The 21,338-nt window shown below is 69.8% G+C and carries 19 protein-coding genes and 5 tRNA genes; 12 read left to right on the top strand and 12 right to left on the bottom strand.

The annotated features are described in order from the left end of the window. Positions 1-62: 62 nt before the first annotated feature. The 3 genes from QM772_RS15900 to QM772_RS15890 are packed head-to-tail and all read left to right on the top strand — an operon-like array spanning position 63 to position 3,179. Complete coding sequence (locus QM772_RS15900) at positions 63-782, top strand: Crp/Fnr family transcriptional regulator (RefSeq protein WP_415138155.1); 720 nt, start codon at positions 63-65, stop codon at positions 780-782. A gap of 1 nt (position 783) precedes the next feature. Then, the gene (locus QM772_RS15895) at positions 784-1,866 is read left to right on the top strand and encodes a phosphotransferase (protein WP_415138153.1); all 1,083 of its coding nucleotides are present in this window, start codon (positions 784-786) and stop codon (positions 1,864-1,866) included. Positions 1,867-1,919: 53 nt separating this feature from the next. Beyond that, positions 1,920-3,179 (top strand): acyl-CoA dehydrogenase family protein, encoded by a 1,260-nt coding sequence (locus tag QM772_RS15890; protein ID WP_415138151.1) that lies wholly within the window; start codon positions 1,920-1,922, stop codon positions 3,177-3,179. Between the two features lie 113 nt (positions 3,180-3,292). Here the strand turns inward: QM772_RS15890 and QM772_RS15885 are convergent, their stop codons facing one another. Next, the gene (locus tag QM772_RS15885; protein ID WP_415138148.1) at positions 3,293-4,342 is read right to left on the bottom strand and encodes an AraC family transcriptional regulator; all 1,050 of its coding nucleotides are present in this window, start codon (positions 4,340-4,342) and stop codon (positions 3,293-3,295) included. A gap of 9 nt (positions 4,343-4,351) precedes the next feature. On the opposite strand from QM772_RS15885, the gene QM772_RS15880 reads away from it, so the two are divergent. The 5 genes from QM772_RS15880 (at position 4,352) to QM772_RS15860 (ending at position 6,875) form a co-directional block, all read left to right on the top strand. Then, entirely contained in the window at positions 4,352-5,371 is a 1,020-nt protein-coding gene (locus QM772_RS15880; RefSeq protein ID WP_415138146.1) for a zinc-dependent alcohol dehydrogenase family protein, read from the top strand. A 144-nt stretch (positions 5,372-5,515) separates the two neighbouring features. Next, positions 5,516-6,211 (top strand): glutathione binding-like protein, encoded by a 696-nt coding sequence (locus QM772_RS15875; RefSeq protein ID WP_415138144.1) that lies wholly within the window; start codon positions 5,516-5,518, stop codon positions 6,209-6,211. A 37-nt stretch (positions 6,212-6,248) separates the two neighbouring features. Further along, positions 6,249-6,325: transfer RNA gene (locus tag QM772_RS15870), tRNA-Pro, on the top strand. A gap of 15 nt (positions 6,326-6,340) precedes the next feature. After that, positions 6,341-6,417 (top strand) — tRNA-Arg (locus QM772_RS15865). Between the two features lie 167 nt (positions 6,418-6,584). Next, entirely contained in the window at positions 6,585-6,875 is a 291-nt protein-coding gene (locus tag QM772_RS15860; RefSeq protein WP_415138142.1) for a hypothetical protein, read from the top strand. On the opposite strand, the gene ribD is transcribed toward QM772_RS15860, so the two are convergent. The 10 genes from ribD to folC all read right to left on the bottom strand — a co-directional run bounded on the left by ribD (position 6,876) and on the right by folC (position 15,598). Continuing rightward, entirely contained in the window at positions 6,876-7,991 is a 1,116-nt protein-coding gene (gene ribD, locus QM772_RS15855) for a bifunctional diaminohydroxyphosphoribosylaminopyrimidine deaminase/5-amino-6-(5-phosphoribosylamino)uracil reductase RibD (RefSeq protein WP_415138140.1), read from the bottom strand. A gap of 61 nt (positions 7,992-8,052) precedes the next feature. Next, positions 8,053-8,129 (bottom strand) — tRNA-Asp (locus QM772_RS15850). A gap of 47 nt (positions 8,130-8,176) precedes the next feature. Beyond that, positions 8,177-8,252 (bottom strand) — tRNA-Glu (locus QM772_RS15845). Positions 8,253-8,279: 27 nt separating this feature from the next. After that, positions 8,280-8,355 (bottom strand) — tRNA-Ala (locus tag QM772_RS15840). A gap of 35 nt (positions 8,356-8,390) precedes the next feature. Continuing rightward, on the bottom strand, positions 8,391-9,797 hold the full coding sequence (gltX, locus tag QM772_RS15835) for a glutamate--tRNA ligase (protein ID WP_415138138.1): 1,407 nt from the start codon (positions 9,795-9,797) through the stop codon (positions 8,391-8,393). 58 nt (positions 9,798-9,855) lie between these two features. Continuing rightward, a complete protein-coding gene (locus tag QM772_RS15830) occupies positions 9,856-11,106 on the bottom strand; it encodes an O-succinylhomoserine sulfhydrylase (RefSeq protein WP_415138136.1) in 1,251 nt (416 codons plus the stop codon). Next, positions 11,103-12,608, bottom strand: a complete 1,506-nt coding sequence (gene purF / locus QM772_RS15825) for an amidophosphoribosyltransferase (RefSeq protein WP_415138134.1) — start codon at positions 12,606-12,608, stop codon at positions 11,103-11,105. Before purF ends, QM772_RS15830 begins: the two co-directional genes overlap by 4 nt. 217 nt (positions 12,609-12,825) lie before the next feature. Continuing rightward, positions 12,826-13,314 (bottom strand): CvpA family protein, encoded by a 489-nt coding sequence (locus tag QM772_RS15820; RefSeq protein WP_415138132.1) that lies wholly within the window; start codon positions 13,312-13,314, stop codon positions 12,826-12,828. A gap of 171 nt (positions 13,315-13,485) precedes the next feature. After that, complete coding sequence (locus tag QM772_RS15815) at positions 13,486-14,289, bottom strand: SPOR domain-containing protein (RefSeq protein ID WP_415138130.1); 804 nt, start codon at positions 14,287-14,289, stop codon at positions 13,486-13,488. Between the two features lie 10 nt (positions 14,290-14,299). Beyond that, the gene (gene folC, locus QM772_RS15810) at positions 14,300-15,598 is read right to left on the bottom strand and encodes a bifunctional tetrahydrofolate synthase/dihydrofolate synthase (protein WP_415138128.1); all 1,299 of its coding nucleotides are present in this window, start codon (positions 15,596-15,598) and stop codon (positions 14,300-14,302) included. 41 nt (positions 15,599-15,639) lie between these two features. Here folC and QM772_RS15805 point away from each other — a divergent pair, with 41 nt between their 5' ends. From QM772_RS15805 to QM772_RS15795, 3 genes are read left to right on the top strand one after another with little or no spacing between them, the layout of a single operon-like run. Further along, positions 15,640-15,999, top strand: a complete 360-nt coding sequence (locus QM772_RS15805) for an ArsC family reductase (protein ID WP_415138126.1) — start codon at positions 15,640-15,642, stop codon at positions 15,997-15,999. Between the two features lie 6 nt (positions 16,000-16,005). Next, complete coding sequence (gene cls / locus QM772_RS15800; RefSeq protein ID WP_415138124.1) at positions 16,006-17,451, top strand: cardiolipin synthase; 1,446 nt, start codon at positions 16,006-16,008, stop codon at positions 17,449-17,451. A gap of 42 nt (positions 17,452-17,493) precedes the next feature. Further along, positions 17,494-18,966 (top strand): NAD-dependent succinate-semialdehyde dehydrogenase, encoded by a 1,473-nt coding sequence (locus QM772_RS15795; protein ID WP_415138122.1) that lies wholly within the window; start codon positions 17,494-17,496, stop codon positions 18,964-18,966. 194 nt (positions 18,967-19,160) lie between these two features. Here QM772_RS15795 and QM772_RS15790 read toward each other — a convergent pair whose 3' ends face one another. After that, on the bottom strand, positions 19,161-20,513 hold the full coding sequence (locus tag QM772_RS15790) for a TIGR03862 family flavoprotein (RefSeq protein WP_415138120.1): 1,353 nt from the start codon (positions 20,511-20,513) through the stop codon (positions 19,161-19,163). Between the two features lie 98 nt (positions 20,514-20,611). Here QM772_RS15790 and QM772_RS15785 point away from each other — a divergent pair, with 98 nt between their 5' ends. Continuing rightward, positions 20,612-21,265: a flavin reductase family protein gene (locus QM772_RS15785; RefSeq protein WP_415138118.1), complete on the top strand. Its 654-nt coding sequence runs from the start codon at positions 20,612-20,614 to the stop codon at positions 21,263-21,265. The last annotated feature ends 73 nt before the right edge of the window (positions 21,266-21,338 follow it).

The raw sequence follows: 21,338 nt of genomic DNA, 5'->3' as shown, positions 1-21,338 counted from the left end.
CCATGCCGCCGCCGTCCCCCGGGCGACAATGCCGGGTTTCGCAGTCACCCATAGGACAGACCATGGACGACCCCATTCTTACGATGGAGGAACGCGAGGCGATCAACGGTGGTCGCTGGTTCTCCTCCCTTTCACCCTCTCTGCGGCACGACATCCTTCGATGCGCCTTCGTCAAACGCTACCAGGACGGCGACCTGATCGCCGCCCGCGGCGAGCCGCCCGAGCACTGGATCGCCTGCGCCAAAGGCGCGGTGCGCGTGAGCTCGACCACGCTGACCGGCAAGCAGATCACGCTGACCTACGTGGAGCCGGGCATCTGGTTCGGCGACATCGCCATCTTCGACGGCGACCGGCGCACGCACGACGCCTATGCGCATGGCGCCACCACCATCCTGTGCGTGGCGCGCGCCGACTTCCAGAAAATCCTCAGCCAGCACGCCGAACTGTACGAAGCCCTGCTGCGCCTGCAGGCGCGGCGCATCCGCCTGCTGTTCGGGCAGGTGGAAGACCTCAACACCCTGCCGCTGCGCGCGCGCCTGGCCAAGCAGCTCAGCCACCTGGTGCGCAGCTACGGCGTGCCCAGCCTGTCGGCGGACGACGAGGTGCGCATCACCCTGCAACTGGCGCAGGAAGAGCTGGCGCAACTGCTGGGCGCCTCGCGCCAGCGCGTCAACCAGGAGCTCAAGACGATGGAGCGCGAGGGCGTGATCCGCATCGAGCCCGGCGGCCTGGTGGTGCGCGACCGCGCCGCCCTGCTGAACATCGGCGATTCAGAGCATTGACATGAGCAGTACCGACCAATTCACCGGCACCCGCCCCGTGGCGCAAGCCCACGCCTTCGATGTCGCTGCGCTTTCCGCCTGGCTCGGCCGGCACATGGACGGCTTCGCCGGCCCGTTGTCCGTAGAGATGTTCAAGGGCGGCCAGTCCAACCCCACCTACAAGCTCGTCACGCCCGCGCGCAGCTACGTGATGCGCGCCAAGCCCGGCCCGGTGGCCAAGCTGCTGCCCTCGGCGCACGCCATCGAGCGCGAGTTCGCCGTCATGACCGGCCTGGCCGGCACCGCCGTGCCGGTGGCGCGCATGCACGTGCTCTGCGATGACGAGTCCGTCATCGGCCGCGCGTTCTACGTGATGGAATTCGTCGAAGGCCGCGTGCTGTGGGACCAGTCCCTGCCCGGCATGGCGCCGGCCGAACGCGCGGCCATCTACGACGAGATGAACCGCGTCATCGCCGCGCTGCACAAGGTCGATTACAAGGCGCGCGGACTCGAAAGCTACGGCAAGCCCGGCAACTACTTCGAGCGCCAGATCGGCCGCTGGAGCAAGCAGTACCTGGCCTCCGTGACGCAGCCCATCCCCGAGATGGACAAGCTCATCGAGTGGCTGCCCGCCAGCATCCCGGCCAGCGCCCGCACCGACCTCACCAGCATCGTGCACGGCGACTTCCGGCTCGACAACCTGATGTTCCACCCCACCGAGCCGCGCGTGCTCGCCGTGCTGGACTGGGAGCTGTCCACCCTGGGCCACCCGCTGGCCGACTTCAGCTACCACTGCATGTCCTGGCACATCGACGCCAACCTGTTCCGCGGCATCGGCGGGCTCGATCTGGCCAGCCTGGGCATCCCCAGCGAGCAGGACTACATCCGCCGCTACTGCGAGCGCACCGGCTTCACCACGCCCGAGGCGCTGGCGCCGGACTGGAACTTCTACCTCGCCTACAACATGTTCCGCATCGCCGCCATCCTGCAAGGCATCGCCAAGCGGGTGGAAGCCGGCACCGCCTCCAGCGAGCAGGCCCGCGCCAACGGCGCGCGCGCGCGGCCCATGGCCGAGCTGGCCTGGCAGTTCGCGCAACGGGCCTAGACCGGCACCGGCGAACCGCCCTTTTCATTTCCACCAACCGAGGACGACACGTCATGGATTTCGAGTTCACCCCCAAGGTCAAGGACCTGCAGGCCAGGCTGCTGGCCTTCATGGATGAGCACATCTACCCCAACGAATCCGTCTACCTGCGCGAAGTGGCCGAGAACCGCGCCAAGGGCAACGCCTGGGTGCCCACCAAGATCATCGAGCAGCTCAAGCCCAAGGCGCGCGCCGCCGGCCTGTGGAACCTGTTCCTGCCGCGCTCGCCGCGCGCGCCCGAGGGTCTGTCGAACCTCGAATACGCGCCGCTGTGCGAAATCATGGGCCGCAACCCCTGGGCGCCCGAGGTGTTCAACTGCTCCGCGCCCGACACCGGCAACATGGAGACCATCGAGCGCTACGGCTCCGAGGCCAACAAGGACGAGTGGCTGGAGCCGCTGCTCAAGGGCGAGATCCGCTCGGCCTTCCTGATGACCGAGCCGGCCGTGGCCTCGTCCGACGCCACCAACATCGAGTGCTCGATCCGCCGCGAGGGGGACGAATACGTCATCAACGGCCGCAAGTGGTGGTCCTCCGGCGCCGGCGACCCGCGCTGCGCCGTCTACATCGTGATGGGCAAGACCGACCCCGAGGCGCCGCGCCACTCGCAGCAGTCCATGATCCTGGTGCCCGCCAGCAGCAAGGGCGTGAAGGTGCTGCGCCCGCTGTCCGTGTTCGGCTACGACGACGCGCCGCACGGCCACATGGAGGTGCTGCTGGAGAACGTGCGCGTGCCCGCCGGCAACCTGCTCAAGGGCGAGGGCCAGGGTTTCGCCATCGCCCAGGGGCGCCTCGGCCCGGGCCGCATCCACCACTGCATGCGCAGCATCGGCGCCGCCGAGCGCGCGCTGGAGATGATGTGCAAGCGCCTGAACCAGCGCGTGGCCTTCGGCAAGCCCATCTCCACCCAGGGCGTGTGGCGCGAGCGCATCGCCGAGGCGCGCTGCATGATCGAGCAGGCGCGCCTGCTCACGCTCAAGGCCGCCTACATGATGGACACCGTGGGCAACAAGGTCGCGCAGGCCGAGATCGCCATGATCAAGATCGTGGCGCCCAACATGTCCACCCGCATCATCGACTGGGCCATCCAGGCGCACGGCGCCGGCGGCGTGAGCGACGACTTCATCCTGGCCAACAGCTACGCCCACCAGCGCACCCTGCGCCTGGCCGACGGCCCGGACGAAGTGCACCGCAACTCGCTGGCCAAGCTGGAATTGGCCAAGTACGCGGTGGGCGCCAAGGAAGTGGAGATGCCCATCACGCGCGGCTCCTGAGCGTGGATTACAAGCCAAATCGGCCTCTATCGCCCATGTAGCAAGCGCCGGCAGCTATCGATAACATAGCAAAGAGCAAGCGCGGTGTCCGGATGGACACTGCGCTTTTTCTTTCATCGCACAGACGGTTCTCGATCGCCCTCGCCACCGCGCCCGCGCATGGACCGACGATATGCGCCGGGCGTTATTTTCATGATGCGCTTGAACGCCCGGCCGAAGGCGCTTTCGGCCTCGTAGCCAACCTCGCGGGCGATCCGCGACAAGGGCATGCTGGAGTCGCGCAGACGCATGCAGGCCAGCCGCATGCGCCAGCGCACCACGTAGTCCATGACCGGCTGACCCGCTTTGCGCCGGAACTCGGCCGCCAACGACGAACGCGACATTCCGGCGATATGCGCAAGCTCCGCCAGCGTCCAGGCATGCCCCGCGTCTGCGTGGATGGCCTGCAGGGCGCGGGCGATCCTTCTGTCGGCGAGAAGGCAGACAAGGCCGGCCTCATGCACGTCGCTGTTCGCCAGATGGGCCCGGATGGCTTCGACCAGAAGAATGTCGCCGACACGCCCGACGACCAGGTCGGCTCCGGGAGCGTCACTCGATGCTTCGGCGGAAAGAAGATCGAGGGCGGCCTGAGTGGTGCGAAACCTCGGGCTGGAAAGGCTGAAGCAGGTGATGGGCGGAAGAAGATCGCGGAGAAGGCTGCTGCTCCCCGGCTCGAACGTGAACCACCCGAGGACAAGGCTCGTGGCGGCTGGCCCGTCGCCGATCTTGACGAATCCGCCAGCGGCACGATCGACAACGGTCGCGCAGGGCTGCGCCTGCGATTGCGGCCTGTCCCGAAGAGAGAAAGGCTCCGGGCCCACGAGCAAGAAGCCATCCCCGCGCTTCAACGGGATCGGCGCTGAGCCGCCTCCCGGCACGAGATGGCAAAAGCCATGCGAAACCAGCGCAAAGCGCAGCTTCTCCGAAGCCGCGAAATCAATGCCCCAGGGAGGACTCGCCTCCAGCCTCGTGTGAAGGGCTCCGCGCAAACGGACGGTCGAGAGAATGTCGGTCAGCGCATCCACGCGCCAAAGATAGCACCGTCTGGACGATTGGCACATGAATTTGCACTTATGACGATAGATCAGCCAGCTCTCCTCCATGAAACTGTCCGAGAACGACATGGAGAACTTATGCTGAGCTATCACATCGACAAGCTAGGCAGCCTGGATGGGCTGGTCTTGAAAGACCATCCAGATCCCCGGCCAGCGGACACGAAGGTCTTGATCCGCGTGCGGGCCAGTTCGCTGAACCACCGCGATCTCCTGCTCCTGAAGGGCCAGTACGGTCGGTCCGCGGTGCCCGCGGGCCGCGTTCCCCTATCGGACGGGGCTGGCGAGGTCATTGCCGTCGGGCCCCGGGTATCCCGCATCCAGGTGGGTGATCGCGTTGCCGGCTCTTTTCTGCCCAAATGGATCGCAGGCCCGATTTCGGCAGAGGCGATCAGCGTTCAACCCACCCTCTCCGAGGACGGCTGGCTGACCGAACTTCGTGTCGCCGATGAGGATGCGTGTGTTCCGCTGCCAGACAGCCTGACGTTCGAGGAGGCCGCCACCCTGCCCTGCGCAGCCCTGACCGCCTGGTCGGCCCTGACGGCCTTTCGGCGGGTATTGCCTGGAGAAATCGTATTGACGCAAGGGTCAGGCGGCGTCTCCGTCTTTGCGCTTCAGTTCGCCAAGCTGATGGGGGCTCGCGTCATCGCGACCACGTCCAGCACGGAGAAAGCGGCGAAGCTGACTGCCCTCGGAGCAGATGTGACGATCAACCACCGCGAAGATCCTGACTGGCACATCGCGGTCCGCAAGGCATCGCATGGACGCGGAGCGGACCACGTCATCGAGGTGGGCGGCATCGGGACGCTGGAGCGCTCCATAAGAGCCGCGGCCCTGGGTGCTCAGATCAATCTGATTGGCGTCCTGTCCAAATCGACAACTTTCGATCCGGCAAGCCTTGGCAGCAACATCGTTACCGTCATACGCTCCACGGTCGGTAGCCGCCGGCAGTTCGAGATGATGAACGAGGCGATCGATGCGCGGAACTTGCGTCCCGTCATCGATCGCCTATTCAGTTTCTCCGAAGCCAGGCAGGCATTCGAGTACTTCGACACTGGTGCCCACTTCGGCAAAGTCGTCATACGACACACCGACGAATGAACGCCAGGGCACGCCGCCCAGTGGTATCCATCGAACGCGCGGCCCCACGGCTCGCGTTCTTCGTTCTGGATACCTGACACCCGAACGCTTTTCGTCGCCGGGCCGGCCACAATGTGGCCAACCCACCCCCGCAAGGAGCGCCCCGTGATCGACATGTATTCCTGGCCCACGCCCAACGGCCACAAGGTCCACATCATGCTGGAGGAGTGCGGCCTGCCCTACCGCGTGCACGCCGTGGACATCGGCGCGGGCGACCAGTTCCAGCCGGACTTTTTGGCCATCAGCCCCAACAACAAGATCCCCGCCATCGTCGATGCCGACGGGCCGGACGGCGCGCCCATCTCGCTGTTCGAGTCCGGCGCCATCCTGCTCTACTTGGCCGGCAAGACAGGACGCTTTCTGCCCGCCGACGTGCGCGGCCGCTACCGCGCGCTGGAGTGGCTGATGTTCCAGATGGGCGGCGTCGGCCCCATGCTCGGCCAGGCGCACCACTTCCGCCTCTATGCGCCGGAGAAGATCGGCTACGCCATCGACCGCTATACCAACGAGGCCAAGCGCCTGTACAGCGTGATGGACCGGCAGATCGAGCACACCGGCGCCTACATCGCGGGCGACGAATACACCATCGCCGACATCGCCGTCTTCCCCTGGCTGCGCTCGTGGGAGAACCAGGGCATCGACTGGGCCGACTACCCCGCGCTCAAGGGGTGGTTCGACCGCGTCGCCGCGCGCCCGGCGGTGCAGCGCGGCGTGCAGGTGCTGGCCGAGCGGCGCAAGCCGGTGCGCAGCGCCGCCGAGAAGGAAGTGCTGTTCGGCCAGACGCAGTACCGGCGGCGCTGAGCCGGTGCGATGGCGCCAGTTAGAATCGGCCTCTTGTCGGCGTGTAGCGCAGCCTGGTAGCGCATCTGCTTTGGGAGCAGAGGGTCGCGAGTTCGAATCCCGCCACGCCGACCACCTCATCCCGTCGATCTGCCCGTAGCTCAGTTGGATAGAGCAACGGCCTTCTAAGCCGTGGGTCGGGGGTTCGACTCCCTCCGGGCAGGCCACCCCACCGCGCGCGGCGCTCATTTCAGTTTGGTGACAGTTCGATGATGCGGTAGCGCGCCGCGCGCCCGTTCGCTAGCATCATCCGGTGGTCGATCGCCGACCCGTGCGCCGCTGCGTTGCCGCCGCGCACCCCACCCCAACACGCCCGCCGAAAGGACGCCCCGTCATGCGCGCCATCAAGGAAGCCCGCAAATTCATCGAACGCCAGCCGAACGACGCCAACGCCAAAACCCTGTCCCGCCTGGTGCTGGCGCTGGAGTCGGAGGCGAGCTTCCCGATCACCGACCTGTACCTGCTGGACGCCGACAAGTTCAAGCTGGCGATGGAGATCCTGGACGAATGGCGGCTGGACCGGCACTACGCCAGCAAGGTGCGGCTGTTCGACATCTCCATGCAGCTGGCCGTGCTCGACCCCGGCAAGACGGCGCAGGCGCGCCCCGCCAACCCGGCCAGTTGATCAGAAGCCGCCGCGGCCCAGCCCGCGCGCCAGCACCCGCAGGTCGGGGCCGACACGGTGCACGTCGCGCCATTCGAAGCGCGTGCCTTCGGCCAGCGTCTCGAACGGCCCGATGGCGGCAATGCCCTGCCCCTCGCCCAGCAGCAGCGGCGCCTGGTAGAGCAGCAACTCGTCCACCAGGCCGGCGCGCATCAGCGAGCCGTTGAGCTTGAAGCCGGCCTCGACGTGCACCTCGTTCACCTCGCGCCGCGCCAGGTCGCGCAGCATGGCCGCCAGATCGACCTTGCCGCGCGCATCGGGCAGCACGATCACCTCGGCGCCCCGATCAGCCAGGGCTTGCTGGCGCGCGGTGTCCTGCGCCGCCGTGTAGATGCGCACGCGACGTCTATCGACGTGCCACAGGCGGGCATTCATCGGCGTTTCCAGCCGGCTGTCCACCACCACCAGATCGGGTTGGCGCGGCGCGGCGGCCAGGCGCACGTCGAGTTGCGGGTCGTCCTGCAACACGGTGCCGATGCCCGTCAGCACCACGCAGGCGCGCGCGCGCCAGGCGTGGCCGTCGGCGCGCGCCTCGGGCGAGGTGATCCACTGGCTCCGCCCGTTGGGCAGCGCCGTGCGCCCGTCGAGCGAACCGGCCGCCTTCAGGCGCACCCAGGGCAGGCCGCGCACCATGCGGCTGAAGAAGCCGATGTTCAGCTCGCGTGATTCCTCCGCGCCGGGCCCCACCTGCACGTCGATGCCGACCGCGCGCAAGCGCGCGAAGCCCTGGCCCGCCACGCGCGGATTCGGGTCTTGCAGCGAGGCCACCACCCGGCCGATGCCGGCCGCAGCCAGCGCGTCGCAGCATGGCCCCGTGCGCCCGTGGTGCGCGCAGGGCTCCAGCGTGACGTACGCCGTGGCGCCGGCCACCGGATGCCCGCGGGCCGCCGCGTCGCGCAGCGCCATCACCTCGGCATGCGCCTGCCCCACCGGCTGCGTGTGGCCCTGCCCCCGCACCGCGCCGTCGGTCCCCACGATGACGCAGCCCACGGCCGGGTTGGGCGGGCACGCAACGCGCGCCCGCGCGGCCAGATCGAGCGCCAGGCGCATGGGCGGATCGAGGGCGTCGGCGGTCATGGGCAAGGCGGTGGAAAAAAGAAAACGGGTTAGCCGCTTGCGCTGCTAACCCGTTGATTTTTGGCGGAGCGGACGGGGCTCGAACCCGCGACCCCCGGCGTGACAGGCCGGTATTCTAACCAACTGAACTACCGCTCCGCGTTGGTGCAGCTTTCGCTCCTCGCGGAGCCAAGCGCCACAAAACTTGGCGACCCTACGGGGATTCGAACCCCGGTACTCACCGTGAAAGGGTGATGTCCTAGGCCTCTAGACGATAGGGTCAAAACCTGGGAACTTCGACACTTCGGTTGGTGGAGGTAAGCGGGATCGAACCGCTGACCTCTTGCATGCCATGCAAGCGCTCTCCCAGCTGAGCTATACCCCCTCTCGGGTGTCGAGCCTCGCATTATATGTCGAAATTCAGGCCCGGTTCAAACGCGCCAGAACTTTTTCGCGCTGGCCGAGCGCCAGCACGGCGTCGAGCGAGGGCGTCTGCGGCGTGCCCATGACCAGCACGCGCACGGGCATGGCCAGTTGCGGCATCTTCAGGCCGTGCGCGGCCAGCGTCTCCTTGATGGCCGCCGCGATGGCGTCGGTGCGCCACTCCACGCCGGCCAGTTTCGCCGCCAGCGTGGCGATGGCGGGCTTGACGGCATCGGTCACGTGCTTGGCCAGGTCTTCGGCCTTGGGTTGCACGTCGGCGTAGAAAGCCCGCGCCCAGTCGGCCAGCGCGACGGTGGTATCGCAGCGGTCCTTGAACAGGCCGCAGATGGCGGGCAGGCGCTCGTCGGCCTCGATGCCATGCGCTTTCAGCTGCGCGGCGACCAGCGGCGCCAGGGCCGCGTCGTCCATCGCTTTCAGGTGCTGGGCGTTGACCCAGCGCAGCTTGGCCTCGTCGAACTGGCCGGCGCTGCGGCCCAGGTGGTCGAGGTCGAACCATTCGAGGAACTGCGCGCGGCTGAAGATCTCGTCGTCGCCGTGGCTCCAGCCCAGGCGGGCGAGGTAGTTGACCATCGCGTCGGGCAGGTAGCCTTCGTCGCGGTACTGCGTGACGGGCTTGGCGCCGTTGCGCTTGCTCATCTTCTCGCCCTGCTCGTTGAGCACGGTGGGCAGGTGGGCGAAGACGGGCACCGTGGCGCCCAGCGCCTCGAAGATGTGGATCTGGCGCGGGGTGTTGTTGACGTGGTCGTCGCCGCGGATGACGTGGGTGATGCCCATGTCCATGTCGTCCACGCAGACGCAGAAGTTGTACGTGGGCGTGCCGTCGGGACGGGCGATGACGAGGTCGTCGAGTTCGCCGTTCTGGAATTCGATGCGGCCCTTGCACTTGTCGTCCCAGCCGACGATGCCGTCCCTGGGTGTCTTGAAGCGCAGCACGGGTTTCACGCCTTCGGGTACCGGCGGCAGCTGCTTGCCGGGCTCGGGGCGCCAGGTGCCGTCATAGCGGGGCTTTTCCTTGGCGGCCATCTGCTTCTCGCGCAGCGCATCCAGCGCTTCCACGCTCATGTAGCAGGGATAGACGTGGCCCTTTTCCTGCAACCGCGCCAGCACCTGCTTGTAGCGCTCCATGCGCTGCATCTGGTAGTAGGGGCCTTCGTCGTGGTCGAGGCCGAGCCAGGCCATGCCTTCGAGGATCACGTCGACGGCGGCTTGCGTGGAGCGCTCCAGGTCGGTGTCTTCGATGCGCAGGATGAAGTCGCCCTGCCGCGAGCGCGCAAAAGCCCAGGGGTACAGCGCCGAGCGGATGTTGCCCAGGTGGATGAAGCCGGTGGGCGATGGCGCGAAGCGCGTGCGCACGCGTGGCGTGGGTGCGGAGTTTTCAGGCATGTTTTCGGCCTCCAGCGCTTGATGGCCAAGCGTGAGCAGCTATCAAATCAAAAGCAAATCAAGGGATGTCGCCGCAGCGCGCCAGGCCGCGCGCCAGGTCGGCGATCACGTCCCGCGGATGCTCCAGCCCCACCGCCACGCGGATCACGCCCTGGCTGACGCCGGCGGCCAGGCGCTGCTCTTCAGTCAGGCGCCCGTGCGAGGTGGTGGCGGGGTGGCTGACGATGGTCTTGGTGTCGCCCAGGTTGGTGGCGATGGACAGCAGCTGGCAGCTGTCGATGACGTGGAAGGCGCGCCGGCGCAGCTGCTCGGCGCCCTCGCCCTTGACCTCGAAGGTGACCACGCCGCCGCCGCCGCTCATCTGCCGCATGGCCAGCGCGTGCTGCGGGTGCGAGGGCAAGGCGGGGTGGTAGGCGCGCGCGACCTGGGGCTGCGCCTCCAGCCAGCGCGCCACGGCCAACGCGTTCTCGCAGTGCGCCTTCATGCGCACGCCGAGCGTCTCCAGCCCTTTCAGCACCACCCAGGCGTTGAAGGGCGAGAGCACCATGCCGGCGGTGCGCACGACGGGGGCGAACTTTTCGCGCACCAGCTCGGCGCTGGCGCACAGTGCGCCGGCCATCACGCGGCCCTGGCCGTCGAGGTACTTGGTGCCGGAGTGCATGACGACGTCGGCGCCCAGCCGCATGGGCTGTTGCAGCGCGGGCGTGGCGAAGGCGTTGTCCACCGCCAGCAGCGCGCCGGCGGCGTGCGCGATCTCGGCCAGCGCGGCGATGTCGCACACCTCGGTGAGCGGGTTGGTGGGCGTCTCGGCGAACAGCAGCCTGGTGTTGGGCTTCACGGCGGCGCGCCACTCGGCCACGTCGGTCTGCGAGACGAAGCTGGTCTCCACCCCGAACTTGGCGAATTCCTTGCCGAACAGGTTGAGCGTGGAGCCGAACATGGAGCGCGACAGCACCACGTGGTCGCCCGCCTTCAGCAGGCCCATGATCATCAGCAGCACCGCGCCCATGCCGCTGGCGGCGGCGATGGCGGCCTGGGCGCCCTCCATGGCGGCCAGCCGGTTCTCGAACGCGGTGACGGTGGGGTTGGAGGTGCGCGTGTAGGTGTAGCCCTGGCCGCTGGCGAAGCGCTCGGCCGAGGTGGCCGAGTCGGGCTGCACGAAGCCGCTGGTGAGGTACAGCGCCTCGGAGTTCTCGCCGTACTGGCTGCGCTCGATGGCGACGCGGACAGCGAGAGTATCGGGGTGCAAACCGGCTGGCAGCGGGCGCTGGCGGCCGTCCTGGCCAGGAGTATCTTGGTCTTGGGTCATGCGGTGGTGGCGTTGGGCAGGGTCAGGCGGGAGGCGTCCTCGTCGTCCTCGCCGGTCTTCACGCGCTGCTGGTTCATGCGCGCGATGTCGCCGTCGGTGATGTCGCCGGTGACGTAGACGCCGTCGAAGCACGAGGCGTCGAAGCCCTGCACCGCCGGGTTCAGCGCGCCGATGGCACGCTTCATGGCCTCGACGTCCTGGTAGATCAGCGCGTCGGCGCCGACGATGCGGCGCACCTCTTCTTCCGTGCGGCCGTGCGCCACCAGCTCTTCCTTGGTCGGCATGTCGATGCCGTAGACGTTGGGAAAGCGCACCGGCGGCGCGGCGCTGGCGAGGTAGACCTTGCGCGCGCCGGCCTCGCGCGCCATCTGCACGATCTCCTGGCTGGTGGTGCCGCGCACGATGGAGTCGTCCACCAGCAGCACGTTGCGGCCGGCGAACTCGCTGGCGATGGCGTTGAGCTTCTGGCGCACCGACTTCTTGCGCACCGCCTGGCCCGGCATGATGAAGGTGCGGCCGACGTAGCGGTTCTTGACGAAGCCCTCGCGGTAGGGCTTGCCCAGCAGCCGCGCCAGCTCGGTGGCGCTGGGGCGGCTGGACTCGGGCACGGGGATCACCACGTCGATCTCGTCCGGCGGCACGGTGGAGACCACGCGCTTGGCCAGCGTCTCGCCCAGGTTCAGGCGCGCCTGGTAGACCGAGATGCCGTCCAGCACCGAGTCGGGCCGCGCGAGGTACACGTATTCGAAGATGCAGGGCGACAGCTGCGCCCGCTCGGCGCAGGGGTGCGCGTGCAGCGCGCCGTCCAGCGTGACGTAGATCGCCTCGCCCGGCGCCAGGTCGCGCTCGGGCGCGTAGCCGGTGCCCTCCAGCGCGACGGATTCGCTGGCCACCATCACGCCACCGTCCGGCGCGCGGCCGAAGCTGAGCGGGCGGATGCCGAACGGGTCGCGGAAGGCCAGCATGCCGCGCCCGGCGATGTGCGCGATCACCGCGTAGGAGCCGCGCACGCGCCGGTGCACGCCGGCGACGGCGGCGAACACCTCGTCCGGCCCCAGCTTGGCGCCGCGCGTGGCCTTCTCCAGCTCGTGCGCCAGCACGTTCAGCAGCACCTCGGAGTCGCTCTCGGTGTTGATGTGGCGGTGGTCGGTGGAATACAGCTCGGCGCGCAGCGCCTGCGCGTTGGTCAGGTTGCCGTTGTGCACCAGCGCCACGCCGAACGGCGCGTTGACGTAGAAAGGCTGCGCCTCCTCCTCGCTGAAGGCGTTGCCCGCCGTCGGGTAGCGCACCTGGCCCAGGCCGCTGGCGCCGGGCAGCGCGCGCATGTTGCGCGTGCGGAACACGTCGCGCACCATGCCCTTGGCCTTGTGCATGAAGAACTTGCGGTCCTGCTGGGTGACGATGCCGGCGGCGTCCTGGCCGCGGTGCTGGAGCAGCAGCAGCGCGTCGTAGATGAGCTGGTTGACGGGTGCGTTGCTGACAACGCCGACGATGCCACACATGGTGATTGCGCTCGTGGTGGGGTGGGGGATGAGCCGATTGTCGGGCCGAAGGGGTCAGTTTTCCAGCGACGCTTGAAACCCAAGGCGCCGAAAGGCCGCGGAGCAGGCCGCGCCAGTGCGCTCCTGGCCGGGGTTCCCCCGGCCAGCGGGCGCGCCCCCTTGAGGGGGGAGGCGCAACATCGCGAAGCGAGTGGAGCAACGGGGGTGGTTCATACATTCAGGCCGAAAGGTATTTGCCGAAAGATTCGGGCAGCCAGGGGTGGATCTGCATCAGGGCGGCTTCGAGCCATTGCGCGCTGGCCGACTGGCGCCACCACTCGGCTTCGCGCAGCGGCGTCATCAGCACCAGGGCGGCCAGCACCAGCAGCAGCAGCAGGCCGCGCGCGACGCCGAAGGCGGCGCCGAACACGCGGTCCACCGGCCGCATGCCCAGCGACCTGGCGGCGTGGCGCGCCAGCGTGGCCAGCATGCCGCAGAGGAACGCCACCGCGATGAACACCAGCACGAAGCCGGCCGCGTGGCGCAGCGGCTCGCTCGATTCGCCCATCGGCAGCCAGCCGCCAACCACGCCGGCCGACCAGCGCGCCGCCAAGAAGGCCACCACCCAGCCGGCAATGGCCAGCACCTCGTACAGCAGCCCGCGCCAGGCGCCCAGCAGCAGCGAGGCCAGCAGCACGGCCAGGCAGATCCAGTCGATGGCGGACACGGGCTGGTCTCAGAAGGTGCGAATGAATCCCGCGTGCCCGAAAGGAGTGTCCAAAGCCGTCCGCTCAAGGCGCAAAGCGCAGCCATAGCGCGGGCTATGGCGAGCATTTGCAACGCCGAGCGGGCGGGTTTGGGCGCTCAAGGCGGGCATGCGGGGTTCGTTCACACCTTCTCAGAGCGCGTAGATGCCGCCCGTCAAGCCGACCTTCTGCAACGCGGCGGCGGCCTTCTCGGCCTCGGCGCGGGTGGCGAAAGGGCCCACGCGCACGCGGGTGCGCTTGCCTTCCTTGGTGTCCACCACCTGGGTGTAGGTCTTGAGGCCCGCGCGCTCGGCCTGCTGGCGCACCTCGCGCACCTTGTCGGCCTCGGCGAAGGCGCCGACCTGGACGATGAAGCGGCCCTTGTCGTCGCCCGCGGCGGCCGGGGTGGCGGCCGCGGGCTTGTTCTGCCCTTCGAGCGCGGCGCGGGCGCGCGCGGCCTCCTCGCGCTTGGCCTTGGCGGCCTGCTCGGCTTCGCGCTTGGCCTTGGCCTCGGCCTCGCGGCGGACGCGCGCCTCGTCCTCGGCGCGGGTGTCGCGGGCGGGTTCGGCGGGGCGCGCGGCCGGCGCCGGCGTGCTGGTCTCGCTGCGGCGCGGCGCGGGCGCGACGACCTCCTCGCGCTCGTCCAGGCTGGCGGTGGCGGCCACGCGGCTGCCGTTGTTGCCACGGGACGCCTCGGGCCCGCGCAGCGGCGGCGCCTTGTCCTTGTCGGGGATGGTGATGGGCGCGTCCACCGCCACCGGGCGCGGCTGGGTGTCGAACAGCAGCGGGAAGCCGATCACCGCCACCAGCACCAGCACCGCCGCGCCCACCAGGCGGTGGCGCGCGCGGCGGCGCAGGCCATCGACGGTTTCCTGGGCGCCGGCGGCGGGCGCGTCGGCACGGGTGCGGGGTTCGGGCTGAGGCTGGCCGCGCTGGCGGAACTTGAAGAAGGCCATAAATCCTGGGTCAGCGCTCGGCCGGGTCGGGCCGGCCGGCTTGCAGGCGCGGGATGCCGTGCTCCAGCACGCCGCCCACGGTGTAGAACGATCCGAAGACGACGATTCTATCAGTGGGGGTGGCCGCCAAGGCCGCCGCGCGCAGTGCTTCCAGGGGGCTCGCGGCCACCTGCGCGGCGGCGTCGCCGCGCTGCGTCAGCGCCTGCCAGGCGGCCAACAAGGCGGCGCCGCTGGCGGCGCGGGGCGTGGGCAGGTCGGTGAAGTACCAGCGGTCCACCAGGGGGTCCATGCGCTGGAGCATGGGCGCCAGGTCCTTGTCGGCCATGGCGCCGAACACGGCGTGGGTGGCGGGGTAGAAGCCCATCGCGTCCAGGTTGAGCGCCAGCGCGGCGACGGCGTGCGGGTTGTGCGCCACGTCCAGCACCAGCGCCGGCTGGCCGGGCACGACCTGGAAGCGCCCGGGCAGCTCCACCATGGCCAGGCCGGTGCGCACGGCCTGGGCGGTGACCGGCAGCCGCGGGCGCATCGCCTCCAGCGCCGCCAGCACGCCGGAGGCGTTGACGAGCTGGTTGGCGCCGCGCAGCGCCGGGTAGGCCAGGCCGGCGTAGCGGCGCCCGCGCCCGGCCCAGGCCCACTGCTGGCGGTCGCCGGTGAAGTTGTAGTCGCGCCCGGGCAGCCACAGGTCGGCGCCGATTTCCACCGCGCGGTCGATCACGCTCTGCGGCGGCACCGGGTCGCTGACGATGGCCGGGCGCCCGGTGCGCAGGATGCCGGCCTTCTCCAGCCCGATCTGCTCGCGCGTGCCGCCCAGCAGCTCGGCGTGGTCGATGTCGATGCTGGTGATGACGGCGCAGTCGGCGTCGATGACGTTCACCGCGTCCAGCCGGCCGCCCAGGCCCACCTCCAGGATCACCGCGTCCAGCCCGGCGCGCGACAGCACGTGCAGGATGGCGAGCGTGGTGAACTCGAAATACGTCAGGTCGATTTGGCCTCTGGCGCGCTCCACGTCTGCGCAGGCAGCTACCAATTCAGAAGCATCGACGGGCACGCCGCGCACGCGGCAGCGCTCCTCGAAGCGCACCAGGTGCGGCGACGTGTAGGCGCCGGCGCGGAAACCCGCCTCGCCCAGGATGGCCTCCAGCATCGCCACGGTGGAGCCCTTGCCGTTGGTGCCGGCCACGGTGAACACCGGGCAGTCGAAGCGCAGGCCCATGCGTTCGGCCACCGCGCGCACGCGGTCCAGGCCCAGTTCGATGGCTTTGGGGTGCAGGCGCTCGGCGTGCGCGAGCCAGTCTTCGAGCGTATTCATCAGGCTGCGGATTGTCACCGACGCGTGGCATCATCGCCCGCATGAGCGCACCGGTCACCCTCTACGGCATCCCCAACTGCGACACCGTGAAGAAAGCGCGCGCCTGGCTGGCCGAGCGCGGCGCCGAAGCCGCCTTCCACGACTTCAGGAAGCAGGGCGTGCCGCGCGACCATCTGGACCGCTGGATCGCCGCCGCCGGCTGGGAGAAGGTGCTCAACCGCCAGGGCACCACCTGGCGCAAGCTGGACGCGGCCACGCAGGCCGGCGTGCGCGACGCCGCCAGCGCCGCCGCGCTGCTGCTGCGCGAGCCCAGCGCCATCAAGCGCCCGGTGGTCGAGTGGAGCGATGGCGGCGTGACCGTGGGCTTCGCGCCGGCGGACTGGGAACACCGGCTGGGCTGAGCAGCCGTGAGCGGCCTCGTCATCGCCGGCCACCCCTGGACCTTCTGGCTGGGCTGGGTGTGGACGGTTTCCACCGTCACCCTGGCAGTCTGGATCATCCTTCAGCGCAAGTCGCCGGTCTCCACGCTGGCGTGGATCATGTCGCTGGCGCTGATGCCGGTGCTGGGCTACTTCATCTACGCCTACTTCGGGCCGCAGCGCATCAAGCGCCAGCGGCTGCGGCGCTGGCACCACAAGGCCGCGGCCATGTCGCGCCAGGACCGCGAGGCCCTGCGCGCCGAGTACACCGAGGTGCCCGAATGGGCGCGCCAGCACGCCGCGCTGATCGAGCGCGCCAGCGGGCTGCCGCTGTCCAGCGCGCGCGAGGTCGCGCTGCTGCCCAGCGGCGGCGCCACGCTGCGGGCGCTGCTGCGCGAGGTGGAGCGCGCCCGCTGCCACATCCACCTGGAGTACTACATCTTCGAGCCCGACCAGACCGGCACGCAGTTGCTGCAAGCGCTGACGGCGCGTGCGCGCGCAGGCATCAAGGTGCGCCTGCTGGTGGACGCGGTCGGCTCGCCCCGCCTGCTGTCGCGCCCCCACCGCCGGCTGCTGGACGACTTCCACGCCGCCGGCGGCGAGTTCGCGGTGTTCCACCCCACGCGGCTGGACCGCCTGCGCCCGCTGGTCAACCTGCGCACGCACCGCAAGATCGTGGTGATCGACGGGCGCACCGGCTTCGCCGGCGGCATCAACGTCACCGACGACGAGAACGAGGAGATCCGCTCCGACGCCTACCGCGACACCCACCTGCTGCTGCGCGGCGGCGCGGTGCGCTGGCTGCAATACGTGTTCCTGCAGGACTGGCGCTACGCCGAAGGCCCGGTGCCGGCGCCCGACGAGGACCTGCTGCCGCAGGAGCCGCCAGGCAGCCTGCCGGTGCAGGTCGTCGCCTCCGGCCCCGACTCGGACACCGAGGCCATCCACCGCGCCATGATCGACGCGCTGAACTTCGCGCGCGAGCGCGCGTGGCTGGCCACGCCCTACTTCGTGCCCACCGAGGCGGCGCTGGCGGCGCTCACCAATGCCGCGCTGCGCGGCGTGCAGGTCAAGCTGATCGTGCCGGAGCGCAGCGACTCGCGCATCGTCACCGCCGCCGCGCGCTCCTACTACCCCGACCTGCAGGACGCCGGCGTGCTGGTGTTCGAATACCACGGCCGCATGTTCCACGCCAAGACGCTGGTGGTGGACGAGCGCTACGGCATGGTGGGCAGCGCCAACTTCGACAACCGCAGCTTCCGCCTCAACTTCGAGGTCGCCGCCGTGGTGTTCGACCCCGGCTTCAACCGCCAGCTGGCCGCCATGTTCGACGCCGACCTGTCGCACTGCCGCCTGGTGCCCGAAACCCGACGGACGCCGCCGCACCAGCGCCTGTTCGAGGCCGTGGCGCGGCTGGCCTCGCCGCTGCTGTAAGCCTGCCTAAAATCGGCCGCATCACCTCAGGAGACCCGCTTCATGGACGCCAAAGCTACCCCTCTCGCCCTGCTCAAGGACCCCAGCCTGCTCAAGACCGACGGCCTCATCGGCGGCAAATGGGTCAAGGGCCGGCAGCGCTTCGACGTCATCGACCCCGCCACCGGCCGCAAGCTGGCCGACGTGGCCGACCTGGGCGCGCGCGAGACCAAGGCCGCCATCGAGGCCGCCAACGCCGCCTGGGCCCCCTGGCGCGAGCTGACCGGCAAGCAGCGCCACGCCATCCTGATGAAGTGGTTCCACCTGCTGATGCAGCACCAGGACGACCTGGGCCGCCTGATGACCGCCGAGCAGGGCAAGCCCTACGCCGAGGCCAAGGGCGAGGTCGCCTACGGCGCCAGCTTCGTCGAGTGGTTCGCCGAGGAAGCCAAGCGCATCAACGGCGAGACGCTGCCCCCCTTCGACAACAACCGGCGCCTGGCCGTCATCCGCCAGCCGATCGGCGTGTGCGCGGCCATCACGCCGTGGAACTTCCCGCTCGCCATGATCACGCGCAAGGTGGCGCCCGCGCTGGCCGCCGGCTGCCCCGTGGTCATCAAGCCGGCCGAGCTGACGCCGCTCACCGCCCTGGCCGCCGCCGAGCTGGCGGTGCGCGCCGGCGTGCCCGACGGGGTGATCAACGTCGTCACCGGCAGCGACGCGCCGGCCATCGGCAAGGTGCTGTGCGAGAGCGACGTGGTGCGCCACCTGTCCTTCACCGGCTCCACCGAGGTCGGCCGCATCCTGATGGCGCAGTGCGCGCCCACGGTGAAGAAGCTGGCGCTGGAGCTGGGCGGCAACGCGCCCTTCATCGTGTTCGACGACGCCGATCTCGACTCGGCCGTCGAGGGCGCGCTGGCCAGCAAGTACCGCAACGCCGGCCAGACCTGCGTGTGCGCGAACCGCATCTACGCGCAGGACGGCGTGTACGACAAGTTCGTCAGGAAGTTCGCCGCCAGGGTCAAGGCCATGAAGGTGGGCAACGGCTTCGACGAGGGCGTGGCGCAGGGCCCGCTGATCGAGCCGGCGGCCGTCGCCAAGGTCGAGAAGCACGTGAAGGACGCCGTCAAGAAGGGCGGCAGGGTGCTGACCGGCGGCAAGCGGCTCACGGGCCAGTTCTTCGAGCCCACCGTGGTGGCCGACGCCACCGCCGACATGCTGGTGGCGCGCGAGGAGACCTTCGGCCCGCTGGCGCCGGTGTTCCGCTTCAAGACCGAGCAGGAGGCCATCGACGCCGCCAACGCCACCGAGTTCGGCCTGGCCAGCTACTTCTACGCCCGCGACATCGGCCGCATCACGCGTGTGAGCGAGGGGCTGGAGTACGGCATGGTGGGCATCAACGTCGGCATCATCGCCAGCGAGCACGTGCCCTTCGGCGGCGTCAAGCAGTCCGGCCTGGGCCGCGAAGGCTCGCGCCACGGCATCGACGAGTACGTCGAGATGAAGTACCTGTGCATCGGCGACGTATTGAAATGAGCCACCCCCGTTGCTCCACTCGCTGCGCGATGTTGCGCCTCCCCCCTTGAAGGGGGCGCACCCACTGGCCGGGGAAACCCCGGCCACGGGTGCACTGGCATGGCCTGCTCCGCGGCCTCTCGCGCAGTGAAGTTTCATAAGCTGCGGAGAGATGCTCGATGGAGAAGCGCTGACGCGTCAGCCTGCGTCGTTCGTCATTCATTGCCCAGCCGCGCCAGCACGCCCCGCGCGGCGCGCGCGCCGCTGGCCAGGCAGGCCGTCAGCAGGTAGCCGCCGGTGGGCGCCTCCCAGTCCAGCATCTCGCCGGCGCAGAACAGGCCGGGGCGGGCGCGCAGTTCCAGCGCGTCGGTCAGCGCCGCAAAGCGCACGCCGCCGGCGCTGCTGATGGCCTCGGCCAGCGGACGCGGCGCGCGCAGCGTGATCGGCAGCGCGCCGATGGCCGCCGCCAGCGCGGCCGCATCGTGCAGCTGCGCGGGCGGCAGCAGCTCGTGCAGCAGCGCGGTGTGCACGGCGGCCAGGCCGAGGCGGCTCTTCAGGTGCGACGACAGGCTGCGGCTGCCGCGCGGGTGCGCCACGGCGGCGCGCACCTGCTCGGGCGTGCGCGCGGGCAGCAGGTTCAGGTGCAGGGTGGCGTGGCCGCTGCGGGCGATTTCATCGCGCAGCAAAGCGCTGGCCGCGTAGACCAGGCTGCCTTCGATGCCGGTGGCCGTCAGCACGAACTCGCCGCGCCGCGCGAAGCCGTGGCCCCGGCCGTCGGTGAAGGACAGCGCCACGTTCTTCAGCGGCTGGCCGGCGAAGCGCTCGGCGAAGTACGGCGACCAGCCGACGTCGAAGCCGCAGTTGGCCGGCGCGAGCGGCGCCACGTCGGCGCCGGCCTGCGCCAGCCAGGGCGCCCAGGCGCCGTCCGAGCCCAGGCGCGGCCAGCTGCCGCCGCCCAGCGCCAGCACGGCGGCGCGCGGGCACAGGGTGACGGGGCCGGCCGGCGACTCAAAGCAAAAAGTGCCTCCAGCGCTTGCTGGGCAAGCGCGAGCAGCTATCGAATCAGGAGTATCCGGCGCCGCCCAACCCGCCCAGCGGTGCCGCATGTGAAAGCGCACCGGCGCCGCGCCGGGCGTGTCGGGGTGGCGCAGCCGGTGCAGCCAGGCGCGCAGCAGCGGCGCCGCCTTCATCTCGGTGGGGAACACGCGCCCCGAGGTGCCGACGAAGGTCTGCACGCCCAGCCCCGCCGCCCAGCCGCGCACCGCGTCCGGCCCGAAGTCGCGCAGCCAGCCGGCCACCGCATCCGCCCCCTCGCCGTCGCCCTGCCGGAAGCGCCCGGTGAACGGCGCCAGCGGCTCCGAATGCGTCAGGTTCAGCCCGCCGCGCCCCGCCAGCAGGAACTTGCGGCCGGCCGAGGGCATGGCGTCGAACACATCCACCGCCACGCCGGCGCGCGAGAGCACCTCGGCCGCCATCAGGCCGGCGGGGCCGGCGCCGATGACGACGACGGGCGCGGACGAGCGGGACAAGGGCTGAGGCATCATGCGTCTGGGCAGCAGGCCCGGCATTGTGCGTCTTCGCGGCAGCGGCACCGCCATGGTGCGGGGCCCGGGCATGTGACTTGCAGCCGCGCAGGCCCCATGCGCTGGAAAGGAGGCGCCTGCTGATGACCGAGATCGATTTCGCTGGCCTGGACAGCCACGCCCGCTACAAGCTCATGGCCAGCCTGATCGTGCCGCGCCCGATTGCGCTGGTCACCACGCTGGGCGAGGACGGCACGGTGAATGCCGCCCCTTTCAGCATGTTCAACATGATGGGCGAAGACCCGCCCGTGGTGATGCTCAGCATCAACAAGCTGCTGGCGGGCGCGCGCAAGGACACGGCCGCGCACATCCTGCGCGCGCGGGAGTTCGTGGTGCACATCACCGACGAGGCCATGGCCGCCGCCATGCACCGCTGCGGCGACCGGCTGCCCGTGGACCAGAGCGAGCTGGACTACACCGGGCTGACGGCGGTGCCGTCCCGCAGCGTGGCGCCCCCGCGCATCGTGCAGGCGCCGGTGGCCTTCGAATGCGTGCTGCACGAGACGCTGGAGACCGAGAGCCGCTACGTCTTCATCGGCCGCGTGCAGTGGCTGGCCGTGCGCGACGGGCTGGTGGACACCGAGCGCTGGCGCGTGCGCCTGCAGGACTTCTTCCCCGTGGGGCGCTTCGGGGCGAGCTTCTACGTCAACTGCCGGGACCGCTTCGCCATCGAGGCGCAGGAAGGCCGGGCGGCCCCGCGCGGCGGCGGCGCCAGCACGGCGATCGACGAGATGTGAGGGTGGCGACCAGCGCCCTTGCGCAACGCCGTGCGCATCCTGTGCCGCGCCTGGGTGCGTGTCATCCGGCGTG

Source organism: Ottowia sp., assembly GCF_047601385.1.
Taxonomy (GTDB): domain Bacteria; phylum Pseudomonadota; class Gammaproteobacteria; order Burkholderiales; family Burkholderiaceae_C; genus Ottowia.
This window is presented reverse-complemented; position numbering and strand designations above follow the sequence as displayed.

Excerpts from the sequence above, each read along its gene's own strand:
- QM772_RS15900 (WP_415138155.1), top strand. The coding sequence starts at position 63 with ATGGACGACCCCATTCTTACGATGGAGGAACGCGAGGCGATCAACGGT.
- QM772_RS15895 (WP_415138153.1), top strand. The coding sequence starts at position 784 with ATGAGCAGTACCGACCAATTCACCGGCACCCGCCCCGTGGCGCAAGCC.
- QM772_RS15890 (WP_415138151.1), top strand. The coding sequence starts at position 1,920 with ATGGATTTCGAGTTCACCCCCAAGGTCAAGGACCTGCAGGCCAGGCTG.
- QM772_RS15885 (WP_415138148.1), bottom strand. The coding sequence starts at position 4,342 with ATGTCGTTCTCGGACAGTTTCATGGAGGAGAGCTGGCTGATCTATCGT.
- QM772_RS15880 (WP_415138146.1), top strand. The coding sequence starts at position 4,352 with ATGCTGAGCTATCACATCGACAAGCTAGGCAGCCTGGATGGGCTGGTC.
- QM772_RS15860 (WP_415138142.1), top strand. The coding sequence starts at position 6,585 with ATGCGCGCCATCAAGGAAGCCCGCAAATTCATCGAACGCCAGCCGAAC.
- ribD (WP_415138140.1), bottom strand. The coding sequence starts at position 7,991 with ATGACCGCCGACGCCCTCGATCCGCCCATGCGCCTGGCGCTCGATCTG.
- gltX (WP_415138138.1), bottom strand. The coding sequence starts at position 9,797 with ATGCCTGAAAACTCCGCACCCACGCCACGCGTGCGCACGCGCTTCGCG.
- QM772_RS15830 (WP_415138136.1), bottom strand. The coding sequence starts at position 11,106 with ATGACCCAAGACCAAGATACTCCTGGCCAGGACGGCCGCCAGCGCCCG.
- purF (WP_415138134.1), bottom strand. The coding sequence starts at position 12,608 with ATGTGTGGCATCGTCGGCGTTGTCAGCAACGCACCCGTCAACCAGCTC.
- QM772_RS15815 (WP_415138130.1), bottom strand. The coding sequence starts at position 14,289 with ATGGCCTTCTTCAAGTTCCGCCAGCGCGGCCAGCCTCAGCCCGAACCC.
- folC (WP_415138128.1), bottom strand. The coding sequence starts at position 15,598 with ATGAATACGCTCGAAGACTGGCTCGCGCACGCCGAGCGCCTGCACCCC.
- QM772_RS15805 (WP_415138126.1), top strand. The coding sequence starts at position 15,640 with ATGAGCGCACCGGTCACCCTCTACGGCATCCCCAACTGCGACACCGTG.
- QM772_RS15795 (WP_415138122.1), top strand. The coding sequence starts at position 17,494 with ATGGACGCCAAAGCTACCCCTCTCGCCCTGCTCAAGGACCCCAGCCTG.
- QM772_RS15790 (WP_415138120.1), bottom strand. The coding sequence starts at position 20,513 with ATGCCGGGCCTGCTGCCCAGACGCATGATGCCTCAGCCCTTGTCCCGC.
- QM772_RS15785 (WP_415138118.1), top strand. The coding sequence starts at position 20,612 with ATGACCGAGATCGATTTCGCTGGCCTGGACAGCCACGCCCGCTACAAG.